14 protein-coding genes are annotated in these 15,266 nt (G+C 57.0%); 8 read left to right on the top strand and 6 right to left on the bottom strand.

Going from position 1 to position 15,266, the window contains the following annotated elements:
* Position 1: 1 nt before the first annotated feature.
* The 4 genes from gorA to ompR all read right to left on the bottom strand — a co-directional run bounded on the left by gorA (position 2) and on the right by ompR (position 4,532).
* Positions 2-1,354 (bottom strand): glutathione-disulfide reductase, encoded by a 1,353-nt coding sequence (gene gorA, locus KO1_RS07330; RefSeq protein ID WP_047720536.1) that lies wholly within the window; start codon positions 1,352-1,354, stop codon positions 2-4.
* A gap of 74 nt (positions 1,355-1,428) precedes the next feature.
* Positions 1,429-2,271 (bottom strand): 23S rRNA (adenine(2030)-N(6))-methyltransferase RlmJ, encoded by an 843-nt coding sequence (locus KO1_RS07335; protein ID WP_017145277.1) that lies wholly within the window; start codon positions 2,269-2,271, stop codon positions 1,429-1,431.
* Positions 2,272-2,454: 183 nt separating this feature from the next.
* On the bottom strand, positions 2,455-3,816 hold the full coding sequence (gene envZ, locus KO1_RS07340) for a two-component system sensor histidine kinase EnvZ (RefSeq protein WP_004106678.1): 1,362 nt from the start codon (positions 3,814-3,816) through the stop codon (positions 2,455-2,457).
* Positions 3,813-4,532 carry an osmolarity response regulator transcription factor OmpR gene (gene ompR / locus KO1_RS07345; RefSeq protein ID WP_001157751.1) on the bottom strand — a complete coding sequence of 240 codons (720 nt, stop codon included), beginning with the start codon at positions 4,530-4,532 and terminating at the stop codon, positions 3,813-3,815. The genes envZ and ompR overlap by 4 nt, the downstream gene beginning before the upstream one ends.
* 237 nt (positions 4,533-4,769) lie before the next feature.
* Between ompR and greB the strand changes: the two genes are divergently transcribed.
* From greB to feoC, 5 genes are all read left to right on the top strand, one after another.
* Positions 4,770-5,249, top strand: coding sequence for a transcription elongation factor GreB (greB, locus tag KO1_RS07350; protein ID WP_004106676.1), 480 nt, complete (start codon positions 4,770-4,772; stop codon positions 5,247-5,249).
* Positions 5,250-5,350: 101 nt separating this feature from the next.
* Entirely contained in the window at positions 5,351-7,681 is a 2,331-nt protein-coding gene (locus KO1_RS07355) for a Tex family protein (RefSeq protein WP_024274794.1), read from the top strand.
* Between the two features lie 409 nt (positions 7,682-8,090).
* Positions 8,091-8,318, top strand: a complete 228-nt coding sequence (feoA, locus tag KO1_RS07360; RefSeq protein ID WP_004106673.1) for a ferrous iron transporter A — start codon at positions 8,091-8,093, stop codon at positions 8,316-8,318.
* Positions 8,319-8,345: 27 nt separating this feature from the next.
* Positions 8,346-10,664 (top strand): Fe(2+) transporter permease subunit FeoB, encoded by a 2,319-nt coding sequence (feoB, locus tag KO1_RS07365; protein WP_004106670.1) that lies wholly within the window; start codon positions 8,346-8,348, stop codon positions 10,662-10,664.
* 9 nt (positions 10,665-10,673) lie between these two features.
* Positions 10,674-10,910: a [Fe-S]-dependent transcriptional repressor FeoC gene (feoC, locus tag KO1_RS07370; RefSeq protein WP_004106668.1), complete on the top strand. Its 237-nt coding sequence runs from the start codon at positions 10,674-10,676 to the stop codon at positions 10,908-10,910.
* A gap of 161 nt (positions 10,911-11,071) precedes the next feature.
* On the opposite strand, the gene KO1_RS07375 is transcribed toward feoC, so the two are convergent.
* The gene (locus tag KO1_RS07375) at positions 11,072-11,341 is read right to left on the bottom strand and encodes a YdgH/BhsA/McbA-like domain containing protein (RefSeq protein WP_004106665.1); all 270 of its coding nucleotides are present in this window, start codon (positions 11,339-11,341) and stop codon (positions 11,072-11,074) included.
* Positions 11,342-11,451: 110 nt separating this feature from the next.
* Complete coding sequence (bioH, locus tag KO1_RS07380) at positions 11,452-12,234, bottom strand: pimeloyl-ACP methyl ester esterase BioH (protein ID WP_004106664.1); 783 nt, start codon at positions 12,232-12,234, stop codon at positions 11,452-11,454.
* A 37-nt stretch (positions 12,235-12,271) separates the two neighbouring features.
* On the opposite strand from bioH, the gene gntX reads away from it, so the two are divergent.
* The 3 genes from gntX to gntT all read left to right on the top strand — a co-directional run bounded on the left by gntX (position 12,272) and on the right by gntT (position 15,227).
* Positions 12,272-12,946, top strand: coding sequence for a DNA utilization protein GntX (gene gntX, locus KO1_RS07385; RefSeq protein WP_004106662.1), 675 nt, complete (start codon positions 12,272-12,274; stop codon positions 12,944-12,946).
* A gap of 58 nt (positions 12,947-13,004) precedes the next feature.
* Positions 13,005-13,580, top strand: a complete 576-nt coding sequence (gene nfuA, locus KO1_RS07390) for a Fe-S biogenesis protein NfuA (protein WP_004106660.1) — start codon at positions 13,005-13,007, stop codon at positions 13,578-13,580.
* A 330-nt stretch (positions 13,581-13,910) separates the two neighbouring features.
* Positions 13,911-15,227: a gluconate transporter gene (gene gntT / locus KO1_RS07395; RefSeq protein WP_004106658.1), complete on the top strand. Its 1,317-nt coding sequence runs from the start codon at positions 13,911-13,913 to the stop codon at positions 15,225-15,227.
* The last annotated feature ends 39 nt before the right edge of the window (positions 15,228-15,266 follow it).

Consider the following 15,266-nt stretch of genomic DNA (forward strand, 5'->3'; position numbering starts at 1 on the left):
GTTACCGCATCGTCACAAACTCTTCCGCTGCGGTTGGGTGGATCGCCACGGTATTGTCGAAGTCTTTCTTGGTTGCGCCCATCTTCAGCGCCACCGCGAAGCCCTGCAGCATTTCATCCATACCGAAGCCGATACCGTGAATGCCGACAATTTTCTCTTCCGGGCCGAAGCAGACCAGCTTCATGCGGCACGGCTGGCGGTGTGAAGTGACGGCGGTATACATGGCGGTGAAAGAGGATTTATACACTTTTACCGCCTCATCGCCGTACTGCTCGCGCGCCTGCGGCTCGGTTAAACCGACGGTACCGATTGGCGGATGGCTGAATACCACGGTCGGGATGTTGCTGTAGTCCAGATGTTCGTCCGGCTTGTTGTTAAACAGACGCTCGGAGAGACGGCGGCCGGCGGCAACGGCGACCGGAGTCAGCTCGACGGCACCGGTATTATCGCCGACGGCGTAAATACCCGGAACGTTGGTATTCTGGAATTTATCGACGACGATATAGCCTTTATCGGTGGTTTCCACTCCGGTAGCAGCAAGATTGAAGTTATCGGTTGCCGGTTCGCGACCGATCGCCCAAATCAGGCAGTCCACGGTCTGGCTGCGGCCATCTTCCAGCTCCAGGGTCAGGCTGCCGTCGGCGTTCTTCACTACCGCTTTCGGAATGGCATGGGTATGCAGCTGTGGGCCTTCGGCGTTCATCACCTCAACCAGCGTTTCAACGATCAGCGGATCGAAGCTACGCAGCGGCGCGTGTTTACGCACGAACAGATGGGTCTCCGCGCCCAGTCCGTTAATCACGCCCGCCAGCTCAACGGCGATATAGCCCGCGCCGACTACCGCAACGCGCTTCGGCAGCGCCGGCAGTTCGAAGAAACCATCGGAATCAATACCGTACTCGACGCCGGGAATGCTCGGATGGCTCGGACGGCCGCCGGTGGCGATCAGAATATGGTCGGCGGTTATCGTCTCGCCGTTAACTTCGACGGTTTTCGCATCGACAAAACGGGCGAAGCCTTTAATGACATCGACCTTGTTTTTGCCCAGCACGTTATCGTAAGAGGTGTGGATACGATCGATATAGGCGCTACGGCTGGCGACCAGCTTATCCCAGTCGAAGTGATTAATTGTGGTATCAAAACCGTAATCCGGGCCATACAGATGGATGGCTTCACGGATCTGCGCCGCATGCCACATCACTTTCTTCGGTACGCAGCCGACGTTCACGCAGGTGCCGCCCAGGTCTTTGGCTTCAATCAGCGCACACTTTTGGCCGTACATAGCGGCACGGTTAATGGAGGCGATACCGCCGCTGCCGCCGCCAATGGCGATATAGTCATAATGCTTGCTCATGAGTCTTATCCTTAATGTCTGATTGGCGCGATTGTATACCTGAAATCACCAGGTTCCACCGATTGCTGTGATTGTTACTCAGGCACGATCCAGCTGACGGTGGCATGGCCGATACCGGTCGGCACCAGCTTTTTATGTAGCCAGGGCAGAACGTTGTTCATCTGCTGCTCCAGCTTCCACGGCGGGTTGATGACGATCATCCCGGAGGCGGTCATCCCGCGCTGGTCGCTATCCGGACGCACCGCCAGCTCGATTTGCAGAATTTTGCGAATGCCGGTGGCCTCTAACTCTTTGATCATGCGCTTAATCTGCGCACGCAGTACGACCGGATACCACAGCGCGTAGGTGCCGGTAGCAAAGCGTTTGTAGCCTTCATGAATTCCGGTGACCACCGCCTGGTAGTCACTTTTGATTTCATAAGGCGGGTCGATTAGCACCAGGCCACGACGAGATACCGGCGGCAGCTTAGATTTCAGCTGCTGATAGCCATCGGTTTTTTCAACCCGGGCGCGGTCGTCTTTCTGAAACTCCGCGCGCAGCAGCGGAAAATCGCTGGGATGCAGTTCTGTCATTTGCAGGCTATCCTGCTCGCGCAGCAGCTGGCGGGCAATCAGCGGAGAGCCGGGGTAGTAGCGCAGCTGGCCGCTACGGTTGAAGTGCTGGACCACGGAGATATACGGCTCCAGCTCGGCGGGCAGGTCATCCTGCTGCCAGATGCGGGCGATACCTTCGAGATACTCACCGGTGCGCTCGGCATGTTCGCTGCTCAGCTGATAGCGGCCAGCGCCGGCGTGGGTGTCCAGATAGAGAAACGGTTTTTCTTTCTCTTTGAGCGATTCAATGATCAGGCTCTGAACGGTGTGTTTTAGAACGTCGGCGTGGTTGCCTGCGTGAAAGCTGTGGCGATAACTGAGCATGGATGCGGTGATTCCGGGAATTAAACAAGATAACCGATAGTTTACCGCAGATCCGCCTGGATTACCGCTGCGGTACCGTGCTGTTTTAATTCCTGCTGGTGTTGTGTGAGAAGCGACTCCCCGGAGGCGGTGCTGGCGCACCTGTCCGGGCTACCGGCCCGCAGCCAGCTGATGATTGCGGAATTAGCTCTCTTTTGTGGGTTTTACCGCCGGCAGGGCGCGATGCATCGGCACCGGCAGCCAGGCGCGAATTAATAATCCGCCGCGTTCGCTGGAGCCAAGTTCCAGCTTGCCGTTATGGTTATCGATGATGCGCTGAACGATAGCCAGCCCAAGGCCGGTTCCGCTAATCGTTCGGGCGCTGTCACCGCGAACGAAAGGCTGGAACAGATGTTCGCGCTGCTCCGGCTTGATTCCCGGTCCATCGTCTTCGACCTGGAACCAGGCCCGGTTACCTTCGCTGCCGCTGCTGACCTTGATCCAGCCGTTGCCGTAGCGGGCGGCGTTGACCACCATATTCGCCAGCGCGCGCTTGATGGAGAGCGGATGCACGCGCAGCGGGATCTCTCCCGGCTGCAGATCGGTAGCGATTTCCCGCTCATAGCCGCTCTCCGCCGCAATCACTTCGCCCAGCACCGCATTCAGGTCCACCAGCTCCACCGGCATCTCCTGACCGGTGCGCAGATAGTCGATAAACTGCTCGATAATGGCGTTGCACTCTTCGATATCTTTATTAATCGACTCGGCGAGGTAGCCGTCCTCTTCACCCATCATTTCCGTCGCCAGACGGATACGCGTGAGCGGAGTCCGTAAATCGTGGCTCACCCCGGCCATCAGCAGCGTACGGTCGTCCGCCAGTTGCTTAACGCCTGCGGCCATATGGTTAAAGGCACGTGTCACCGAACGCACCTCTGATGCGCCGTATTCGCGCAGCGGCGGAGGGATAATCCCTCGCCCGACCTGCAGCGCGGCGTGCTCCAGATCGACCAGCGGTCGGTTCTGTATACGAATAAAGAGCCAGGCGCCGCCAATCGCCAGCAGCATGATCGCCAGGGTGTAGCGGAACAGCGGCGAGAAGTCGCCCTGGTGGATTTCGGTCAGCGGTACGCGCACCCAGATATTGGGGGAGAGCCAGGTTTTCAGCCACACCACGGGGGAGCTTTTGTTGACCTCAACCCGCACTTCGGTCGGCCCGCCGAGCTGGTGCGCCATCTGCTGGCTTAAGAATTCATAATGCTGCGCCCAGCGCAGGCCTGCGTCTTCCGCCGCTTCGTTGGAATAGAGCGAAATGCCCAGCTCGCGGTAAATTTCGCGGCGAAACGCCGGCGGAACCACCAACTGGGTGCCGTCTTCCAGCTGCAGTTTATCGGTCATCAGCATACGCACTTCGTAGGCCAGAACCTTATTAAACTGCTGGAGACTGGGCAGGATCGCGAAATTCAGCACCACTAAATAGGTCGTCACCAGGCTGGCGAACAGCAGGGTGACGATCAGTAGCAGGGTACGGGCAAACGAGCTTCGCGGCGAAAAGCGCACGCGTTTCATGCCTTAGAGCCGTCCGGGACGAAAACGTAGCCCAGGCCCCATACGGTCTGGATATAGCGAGGATGCGCCGGATCTTCTTCCACCATGCGGCGCAGGCGTGAGATTTGTACGTCGATGGAACGCTCCATGGCTGAATACTCACGGCCGCGGGCGAGGTTCATCAGCTTATCGCGGGACAGCGGTTCGCGCGGATGGCTCACCAGCGCTTTTAGCACCGCGAATTCACCGCTGGTCAGCGGCATGGGTTCATCTTCACGGAACATTTCGCGGGTGCCGAGGTTCAGCTTGAATTTACCAAAGGCGATAACCGCCTCTTCCTGCGAGGGCGCGCCCGGCAGTTCGTTGGCCTGACGGCGCAGCACGGCGCGGATACGGGCCAGCAGCTCGCGCGGGTTGAACGGTTTTGGGATATAGTCGTCGGCGCCGATTTCCAGGCCCACGATTCGGTCAACTTCTTCCCCTTTCGCCGTGACCATGATGATCGGCATCGGGTTGCTCTGACTGCGCAGGCGGCGGCAAATGGACAAGCCATCTTCGCCCGGCAGCATAAGATCCAGCACCATCAGGTGGAAGGATTCACGGGTCAGCAGGCGATCCATCTGTTCAGCGTTCGCCACGCTACGAACCTGGAAGCCCTGCTCGGTCAGATAACGTTCGAGTAGCGCACGCAGGCGCATGTCGTCATCGACAACCAGAATCTTATAATTCTCTTGCATTGTTTATACTCCCAAAGGTTCACTGCAATTGTCAGTACGTATTCTCAAAAAAGCCCGGGTCGCCCACCAGCGAAATCTGGTATATATTCCAGGCTAAATTGTTACAAAGCATATTTAACAGCAGCTTAAGTATACATTTAAGCATAAGACGCATTATTTATCCTGTTGCTATTATGACGCGCGACGAATTGTGCGCAGCATTGCACAAAGATTTGTAATCAGGAGCCGTAACCTTCGATGAAAACGCCGCTGATCACCCGTGAAGGGTATGAAAAACTGAAGAAAGAGATGGATACCCTGTGGCGCGAAGAACGTCCGGAAGTCACTAAAAAAGTGACCTGGGCGGCGAGCCTTGGCGACCGCAGCGAAAACGCCGACTATCAGTACAATAAAAAGCGCCTGCGTGAAATCGACCGCCGGGTGCGCTATCTGACCAAATGCCTCGAACAGCTGAAAATCGTCGATTATTCGCCGCAGCAGGAAGGAAAGGTCTTTTTCGGCGCCTGGGTAGAGATTGAAAACGATGCGGGCGAGACGAAGCGCTTTCGGATTGTCGGCTACGATGAAATCTTTGGCCGCAATGACTACATCTCCATTGATTCGCCAATGGCGCGCGCGCTGCTGAAAAAAGAGGTCGGCGATTTAGCTATCGTTAACACGCCCGCGGGCGAGGCTGCCTGGTACGTGAACGAAATTGAATACGTCAAAGCTAAATAGGTGCGGAACATTCCGAGAGGCTTGGGTCGCGGCTGGCATTTTAGCGTGCCAGTCCGTATAACTATCCCCCTGATTTTTGATCCTAAAGATGAATTAAACCGATGATGAATGATTCGCTCTGCCGCATTATTGCGGGTGAACTTCAGGCCAGGGCTGAACAGGTAGAAGCTGCCGTTCGCCTGCTTGATGAAGGGAATACCGTGCCGTTTATCGCACGCTATCGTAAAGAAGTCACCGGCGGTCTGGATGACACGCAGCTGCGTAATCTGGAAACCCGCCTGGGTTACCTGCGAGAACTCGAAGACCGTCGTCAGGCGATCCTGAAGTCCATCGGCGAGCAGGGCAAGCTGACCGAGGCGCTGGAAAAAGCCATCAACGGGACGCTGAGTAAGACCGAGCTCGAAGACCTCTATCTGCCGTACAAGCCGAAGCGCCGCACTCGCGGGCAGATCGCCATTGAGGCCGGGCTGGAGCCGCTGGCCGAGCTGCTGTGGAACGAGCCCTCTCATGACCCGGAAACCGAAGCTGCCAAATATATCGACGCTGATAAAGGCATCGCGGACAGCAAAGCTGCCCTCGATGGCGCGCGCTATATTCTGATGGAGCGCTTTGCTGAAGATGCGGGCCTGCTGGCGAAAGTGCGCGACTATCTGTGGAAAAACGCCCATCTGGTGGCCACCGTCGTTAGCGGCAAAGAAGAGGAAGGCGCGAAATTCCGTGACTACTTCGATCACCATGAACCGATCTCCACCGTGCCGTCGCACCGCGCGCTGGCGATGTTCCGCGGCCGTAACGAAGGCGTGCTGCAGCTCTCTTTGAACGCTGACCCGCAGTTTGATGAGCCGCCGAAAGAGAGCCACGGCGAGCAGATTATTATCGACCATCTCGGCCTGCGCCTGAATAACGCTCCGGCCGACGGCTGGCGTAAGGGCGTGGTGAGCTGGACGTGGCGTATCAAGGTGCTGATGCACCTGGAAACCGAGCTGATGGGCACCGTGCGCGAACGCGCGGAAGACGAAGCCATTAACGTCTTTGCCCGCAACCTGCACGACCTGCTGATGGCCGCGCCGGCCGGACTACGCGCCACCATGGGGCTCGATCCTGGCCTGCGCACCGGCGTAAAAGTCGCCGTCGTTGACGGCACCGGCAAACTGGTGGCTACCGATACCATCTACCCGCATACCGGACAGGCCGCCAAAGCGGCGGTAGCGGTTGCCGCACTGTGCGAAAAGTACAACGTTGAGCTGGTAGCGATAGGCAACGGTACCGCTTCGCGTGAAACCGAGCGCTTCTTCCTCGACGTCCAGAAGCAGTTCCCGAAAGTGACCGCGCAGAAGGTCATCGTCAGCGAAGCGGGCGCATCCGTGTATTCCGCCTCCGAGCTGGCGGCGCAGGAGTTCCCGGACCTCGACGTTTCCCTGCGCGGCGCGGTCTCTATCGCCCGCCGGCTCCAGGACCCGTTGGCCGAACTGGTGAAGATCGACCCGAAATCCATCGGCGTCGGCCAGTATCAGCATGACGTCAGCCAGACCCAGCTGGCGCGTAAGCTGGACGCGGTGGTGGAAGACTGCGTGAACGCCGTTGGCGTCGATCTGAATACCGCATCCGTTCCGCTGCTCACCCGCGTTGCCGGCCTGACCCGCATGATGGCGCAGAATATCGTCTCCTGGCGCGATGAGAACGGTCAGTTCCAGAACCGCCAGCAGCTTCTGAAGGTTAGCCGTCTGGGGCCGAAGGCCTTTGAACAGTGCGCGGGCTTCCTGCGTATCAACCATGGCGATAACCCGCTGGATGCCTCAACCGTGCACCCGGAAGCGTACCCGGTGGTGGAGCGCATTCTGGCGGCGACTCAGCAGGCGCTGAAAGATTTGATGGGCAACAGCAGCGAGCTACGTCATCTGAAAGCCGTTGATTTTACTGATGAGAAATTCGGCGTGCCGACGGTCACCGACATCATCAAAGAGCTGGAAAAACCGGGCCGCGACCCGCGCCCGGAGTTTAAAACCGCCCAGTTTGCCGATGGCGTAGAAACGATGAACGACCTGCTGCCGGGGATGATCCTCGAAGGCGCGGTGACCAACGTCACCAACTTCGGCGCGTTTGTTGATATCGGCGTTCACCAGGACGGCCTGGTGCATATCTCTTCCCTTTCGAACAAGTTCGTTGAAGACCCGCATACGGTGGTGAAAGCGGGGGATATCGTGAAGGTCAAAGTGATGGAAGTTGATCTGCCGCGCAAGCGTATCGCGCTGACGATGCGTCTGGATGAACAGCCCGGCGACAGCAACGCGCGCCGCGGCGGTGGGAACGATCGCCCTCATGGCAACCGCCCGGCGGCGAAGGCTGCTAAACCTCGCGGTCGTGAGACGCAGCCTGCGGGCAACAGCGCGATGATGGACGCGCTGGCGGCGGCGATGGGTAAAAAACGCTAAACTCTCCGGCCCCTTTTGTCGAGGGGCCGCATTTCTTCCGGCATTCGCCATATTGTGCAAACAAGCATCAGTATTTTCTTATAACGTCGTAATAAGCGCGAAATGCGGACGGTGAGATTATTATTTTCATTTCGTTAACTATCGAAACCTTAATTAAACATTTGGTCATTAAGAATTATTATTATTTCGACACCTGTTACAAAATAGAGTTTGCTCAATATCAACAAAAGCTCAATCTCCTGTTTAAAAAAACAATCGACCGCATTATATGTATTGATGATAAAAACTATTCTCATTATCATTATTTGCATTGAATATTTTTTATTCTTCGTTGGCTACGGTCCCTTGCGCCGCATCTTCGGCGCGTACGGAAAACTCTTTTTCAGTTGGCGATACACAAGTAGGTCCTATGCAATTCACACCTGATAGTGCGTGGAAAATCATTGGTTTCTCCCGCGATATTAGTCCGGCGTATCGGCAGAAACTGCTGTCCCTCGGAATGCTGCCGGGTTCATCTTTTAATGTGGTTCGCGTGGCGCCGCTCGGCGACCCTATCCATATTGAAACCCGACGCGTGAGCCTGGTATTACGTAAAAAGGATCTTGCGTTAATTGAGCTGGAAGCGGTTGCACAATAATGCCTGACCGGCACTAAGAGCATGAATATGAAAAAATTAACCCTTGGTTTAATTGGTAATCCTAATTCCGGTAAGACTACCCTGTTTAACCAGCTCACCGGTGCGCGCCAGCGCGTTGGTAACTGGGCGGGGGTGACCGTTGAGCGTAAAGAGGGGGGCTTCAACACCACCGATCATCAGGTCACGCTGGTGGATCTTCCGGGCACCTATTCGCTAACCACTATCTCCTCGCAAACCTCGCTGGATGAGCAGATTGCCTGCCACTATATTCTCAGCGGCGACGCCGACATGCTGATTAACGTGGTCGATGCGTCCAATCTGGAACGTAACCTCTATCTGACGCTGCAGCTGCTGGAGCTGGGCATCCCCTGCGTCGTCGCGCTGAACATGCTCGATATCGCGGAAAAACAGAACATCCGTATCGATGTCGACGCGCTGGCCGCCCGCCTCGGGTGCCCGGTTATCCCGCTGGTTTCCACCCGCGGACGCGGTATTGAAGCCCTGAAAATGGCGATCGATCGCCATCAGCAAAATCAGCCTGTAGAACTGGTGCACTATCCGCAGCCGCTGCTGCGCGAAGCGGACAAGCTGGCGCAGGTGATGTCCGGGGAGATCCCGCAGCGCCAGCGTCGGTGGCTGGGCTTACAGATGCTTGAAGGCGATATTTACAGCCGCGCCTACGCCGGTGATGCCGCCCATAAGCTGGACGTGGCCCTGGCGCACCTGAGCGAAGAGCTGGATGATCCCGCGCTGCATATCGCCGATGCCCGTTACCAAAGCATTGCTGCTATTTGCGATGCGGTCAGTAACACGCTTACCGCCGAGCCCAGCCGCTTTACCGCAGCGATGGATAAAGTCATCCTCAACCGTTTTCTCGGACTGCCGGTCTTCCTGTTCGTTATGTATCTGATGTTCTTACTGGCGATCAATATCGGCGGCGCGTTGCAGCCCATTTTCGACGCCGGTTCCGTGGCGATCTTTATCCACGGCATTCAGTGGATTGGCTATACCCTGCATTTCCCGGACTGGCTGACCGTTTTCCTCGCCCAGGGGATTGGCGGGGGGATCAATACCGTGCTGCCGCTGGTGCCGCAAATCGGCATGATGTATCTGTTCCTCTCCTTCCTTGAAGATTCCGGCTATATGGCGCGGGCGGCGTTTGTGATGGACCGCCTGATGCAGGCGCTGGGGTTGCCGGGGAAATCCTTCGTGCCGTTAATCGTGGGTTTTGGCTGTAACGTTCCTTCGGTGATGGGCGCGCGTACGCTTGATGCGCCGCGTGAGCGTCTGATGACCATTATGATGGCGCCGTTTATGTCCTGCGGCGCGCGGCTGGCGATTTTTGCCGTCTTTGCCGCCGCCTTTTTCGGCCAGAATGGCGCGCTGGCGGTCTTCTCGCTGTACGTGCTGGGTATCGTGATGGCGATTGCCACCGGTCTTATGCTGAAGCATACCATTATGCGCGGCGAAGCTTCGCCGTTCGTCATGGAGCTGCCGGTGTACCACGTTCCGCACGTGAAGAGCCTGATTATTCAGACCTGGCAGCGCCTGAAAGGTTTCGTGCTGCGCGCGGGTAAAGTGATCGTTATCGTTAGTATCTTCCTCAGCGCGCTGAACAGCTTCTCGCTGAGCGGTAAGATTGTCGATAACATCAACGACTCGGCGCTGGCGTCGGTCAGCCGGGTGATTACCCCGGTGTTTAAACCGATTGGCGTACATGAGGATAACTGGCAGGCGACCGTCGGACTGTTCACCGGCGCGATGGCCAAGGAAGTCGTGGTAGGGACGCTGAACACCCTCTACACCGCCGAAGATATCCAGAACGAAGAGTTCAATCCGCAGACGTTTAGCCTCGGCGATGAGCTGCTGGCTGCAGTGGACGAGACCTGGCAGAGCCTGAAAGATACGTTCAGCCTGAGCGTGCTGGCCAACCCCATCGAAGCCAGTAAAGGCGACGGCGAAATGGAAACCGGTGCGATGGGCGTGATGGGCAGCAAATTCGGCAGCGCTGCGGCGGCGTATAGCTACCTGATTTTCGTCCTGCTCTATATTCCCTGCATCTCGGTTATGGGGGCGATTGCCCGCGAGTCGAGCCGCGGCTGGATGATGTTCTCCGTCCTGTGGGGGCTGAATATCGCTTATTCGCTCTCTACGCTGTACTACCAGACCGTCAGCTTTAGCCAGCATCCGCGCTACAGCCTGGTATGCATTCTGGCGGTGGTGCTGTTCAATATCGTGGTCTTTGGCCTGCTGCGCAGAGCGCGTAGCCGGGTGGACGTTTCGCTGCTGGCGACGCGCAAAACGCCGTCTTCCTGCTGCCAGAGTCCTGCTGGCGATTGCCACTAAGGAGCGATGATGGCGTCGTTAATTGAAGTTCGCGATATGCTCGCCCTGCAGGGAAGGATGGAAGCAAAGCAGATCAGCGCCCGCCTGCGTGCGCCGCAGCCGTTAATCGACGCCATGCTGGGCCGCCTGGAAGCAATGGGTAAAGCGGTGAAAACCACCGAAGATGCCGATGGCTGCCTCTCCGGCAGCTGTAAAAGCTGCCCGGAAGGCAAGGCCTGCCTGCGGGAGTGGTGGTCGCTGCGCTGAGATGTTTTCCGGTGTTTTTTCCGGAGGCGATGCTGCGCATCTGTCCGGGCTACGAGTTTGTGCGGTTTTGGGTTTGGTAGCCCGGACAGGCGCAACGCGCCGCCTCCGGGGAAGCCTCTGCGCCCTCGGGTGCAAGCGGGTCGTGAGACCCGCTTTCTGGCTTACTTGTAGACGTCCGCGTTAGCGTGAACCGTTTTTTCGTTCTTCTCGCCGGCAATTACCACGAAATAAGTGCCGCCCAGCTCATCCGCTTTTTTCGACAGATCGCGCTTTGCATCCATCGGAGAGGTTGTTCTTGAGGTCGTAATGGAACCGATTTTAGTCAGGTTCATCTTAGCCACTTCGTCTTTTTGGATCTCCTTGGCGGCGAACGCGCCAAAGGACAGGGAGCCAATCACCAGAGATGCAACAATTCCTGTAACAAGTTTCATAGCCTCTACTCTCCATTAGGTTGTTTTTTTAGGTCGCGGGTCCGGCGTGAAATAGTCAACCTCCGCAACAACCTAAGTATTGCTGCACCCTGCGTTTTTACCACGTCCCGCTAAAAATATTTACTGACCTCACGCTTCAGTTCGACCAGTTGAGCGCAAAACGCCTGCGGATGCGAAATGAACGGCGCATGGGCGGCTTTATCAAAGACGAACGACGTGCTGCCGGGCCACATGGCGTCGAGAATCGGGACGATTTTACGCGGTACCAGGCCATCCAGCCGACCGTACAGGCGCAAAAACGGCATTTTGAGGGTAGATAACGGCTGGCGTAAGTCGGCGGTTTTGAGGATCTCCAGCCCGCCGTTTAAGACTTCCGATGATGGCATCGGTAGCGACAGCACCGCGCTTTTCAGCATTCTCGCATCCTGGCGTGCGCTCTCGGTACCCATGGTTTGCAGCGCCAGAAAGCGTTCGACGGTGCGTTGAAAATCTTCGCTCAGCTGCTGCTGGAATCCGCTCAGCACTTCGGGCTTGATGCCAGGCCAGCTGTCGTGAGCGCTAAAACAGGGGGAAGAAGCCACGGTAACCAGCGCCTGCACGCGATCGGGATGGGATAATGCTACCTGACTTGCTACCAGCCCGCCGAGGCTCCAGCCTAGCCAGATAGCGCGCTCCGGCGCTTTCTCCAGCACCCGCTGCGCCATCTCTTCCTGCGACAGAGCGCCAAAGCCGCCGCTGCGGCCGTAGCCAGGAAGATCGACGAGGTGCAGCGTAAAATGCGAGCTCAGCTGCGGCGTGATGCAATCCCACACCTGGGCATTCAGCCCCCATCCGTGCAGCAGCACAAGATGACAATTCCCTTCGCCCATGGTCTGCCACTCGATCGCGTTCATCAGTTACTGTTCTCTTTCCACCAATATGAGGGGAAATATGCTAACAGCACACAGCTTATGCTGGCTATGCCAAATGCCGCTGGCCATCGCCCGCTGGGGGATCTGTTCGCGATGCGCGTCGGCGCTGCTGGCCTGCGAACCGCTATGCCCTCAGTGCGGACTGCCGGCCCAGTCCAACACGCTGCCCTGCGGACGCTGCCTGCAAAAACCGCCGCCGTGGCAGCGGCTGGTAACGGTTAATGACTATCGACCGCCGCTGAGCGGCCTGATTCACCAGCTGAAATTCAATAAGCGGCCCGAGCTGGCGCCCGCTCTGGCGCGTCTGCTGCTGATGCGCATACGTCACAGCCCGGACCTTCCTCATCCGGACCGGATAATTAGCGTGCCGCTCTGGCAGCGCCGCCAGTGGAGGAGAGGGTTTAATCAGAGCGACCTGCTGTGCCGACCGCTATCCCGCTGGCTGGGCTGCGCCTGGCGTAGCGATGCGCTGACCCGCAGACGCCGCACCGCCACTCAGCATCAGCTCAGCGCCAGATTGCGCAAACAGAACCTGAAAAACGCCTTCCAGCTTGAATTGTCGCTACAGGGGCACCATATCGCCATTGTGGATGATGTCGTCACAACCGGAAGCACCGTCGCTGAGATATCCCGCCTGCTTTTGCGAAACGGCGCCGCGACGGTTCAGGTATGGTGTATATGCCGTACCTTGTAGACCCCTGCTGATGGGCGTATAATAACCCAGTAAAATAGTCAACTATTAGGCCAACGCTATGATCCGTATTTCCGATGCTGCACAAGCGCACTTTGCCAAACTGCTGGCAAATCAGGAAGAAGGGACACAAATTCGCGTATTTGTGATCAATCCCGGCACCCCTAACGCCGAGTGCGGCGTGTCCTACTGCCCACCGGATGCGGTGGAAGATTCCGATACTGCGCTGAAATTTGAGCAGCTCACCGCCTACGTCGATGAGCTTAGCGCGCCGTACCTGGAAGACGCTGAAATCGATTTTGTTACTGACCAGCTGGGCTCCCAGCTGACGCTGAAAGCGCCCAACGCCAAAATGCGCAAAGTTTCTGACGATGCCCCGCTGATGGAGCGCGTCGAGTATCTGCTGCAGTCGCAGATTAACCCGCAGCTGGCCGGCCACGGCGGGCGCGTCACGCTGATGGAAATCACCGATGATGGCCTGGCGATTCTGCAGTTTGGCGGCGGCTGTAACGGCTGTTCGATGGTCGACGTAACGCTGAAAGAAGGGATCGAGAAACAGATGTTGAACGAGTTCCCGGAACTGAAAGGCGTACGCGATCTCACCGAGCATCAGCGCGGCGAGCACTCTTACTACTGATTCCCCGCCCGGCAGCTTTCCGCTGCCGGGCAACTCTCTTCATGTTACCGCGCAACATTCCCCGCTAAGCGACCCGCCAGAAACCCGGGAAAGAGTATGACTTAAGTCTCATATTTGAAATTTTCACCGCCCAGGTGATTCTCAAACTCGTCATGTTACCCGTATCATTCGCATCAGGCGCCACAGATAAAAAAATAGCCAGCTATCCTTTCTCTGGGTAAGGATAAAGCCAGCTTCTACGGCGTCAGACATTTTTTGTTCCGGTCGGAACGGATGAAGTCAATGTTGAAACTATGACGTTACCCATAACAAATTAAGGCCAGGTAAATCATGCCATTAGTCATCGTTGCTATCGGGGTTGCCCTGTTATTGTTGCTGATGATCCGTTTCAAGCTTAACGGGTTTATCGCTCTGGTTCTGGTGGCGCTTGCCGTCGGGCTTATGCAGGGTATGCCGCTGGATAAAGTTATCGTATCCATCAAAAACGGCGTTGGGGGAACCCTCGGCAGCCTCGCGCTGATCATGGGCTTCGGCGCGATGCTCGGAAAAATGCTGGCGGACTGCGGCGGTGCGCAGCGTATCGCCACCACGCTGATTGCCAAATTTGGTAAAAAACATATTCAATGGGCGGTCGTGCTGACCGGCTTTACCGTCGGCTTTGCGCTGTTCTATGAAGTCGGCTTTGTACTGATGCTGCCGCTGGTCTTTACCATCGCTGCTTCCGCCGGTATTCCGCTACTCTATATCGGCGTACCGATGGCGGCTGCGCTCTCGGTCACGCACGGATTCCTGCCTCCGCATCCGGGCCCGACCGCGATTGCTACTATTTTCCATGCCGACATGGGTAAGACCCTGCTGTTCGGTACGATTCTGGCGATTCCGACGGTTATTCTTGCGGGACCGGTTTACGCACGTTTCCTGAAAGGCATCGATAAGCCGATTCCGGAAGGCCTGCACAACCCGAAGACGTTCACTGAAGAAGAGATGCCGGGTTTTGGCGTCAGCGTCTGGACTTCTCTGGTGCCGGTGATTCTGATGGCCATGCGCGCCGTCGCCGAAATGGTGCTGCCGAAAGGCCACGCTTTCCTGCCGATTGCGGAATTCTTTGGCGACCCGGTGATGGCAACGCTGATCGCAGTGCTGATCGCCATGTTCACTTTCGGCCTCAACCGCGGTCGTTCCATGGAGCAGATTAACGATACGCTGACCTCCTCGATCAAAATTATCGCCATGATGCTGCTGATCATCGGCGGCGGCGGCGCCTTCAAGCAGGTGCTGGTCGATAGCGGCATGGATAAGTACATTGCGTCTATCATGCACGAATCCAATATGTCTCCGCTGTTTATGGCCTGGTCTATTGCTGCGGTACTGCGTATCGCGCTGGGTTCCGCCACCGTTGCGGCCATTACCGCGGGCGGTATCGCCGCGCCGCTGATCGCCACCACCGGCGTGAGCCCGGAACTGATGGTTATCGCCGTTGGCTCCGGTAGCGTTATCTTCTCTCACGTTAACGATCCGGGATTCTGGCTGTTTAAGGAATATTTCAACCTGACCATTGGCGAGACTATCAAGTCATGGTCGATGCTGGAAACCATCATCTCAGTGTGCGGTTTGATTGGCTGCCTGCTGTTGGGGATGGTGGTATAAGCTGGTCGTCAGTCTGAAACGAGCCGGGTCGCCGCGATG

The organism is Klebsiella oxytoca NBRC 105695, assembly GCF_001598695.1.
GTDB lineage: Bacteria > Pseudomonadota > Gammaproteobacteria > Enterobacterales > Enterobacteriaceae > Klebsiella > Klebsiella oxytoca.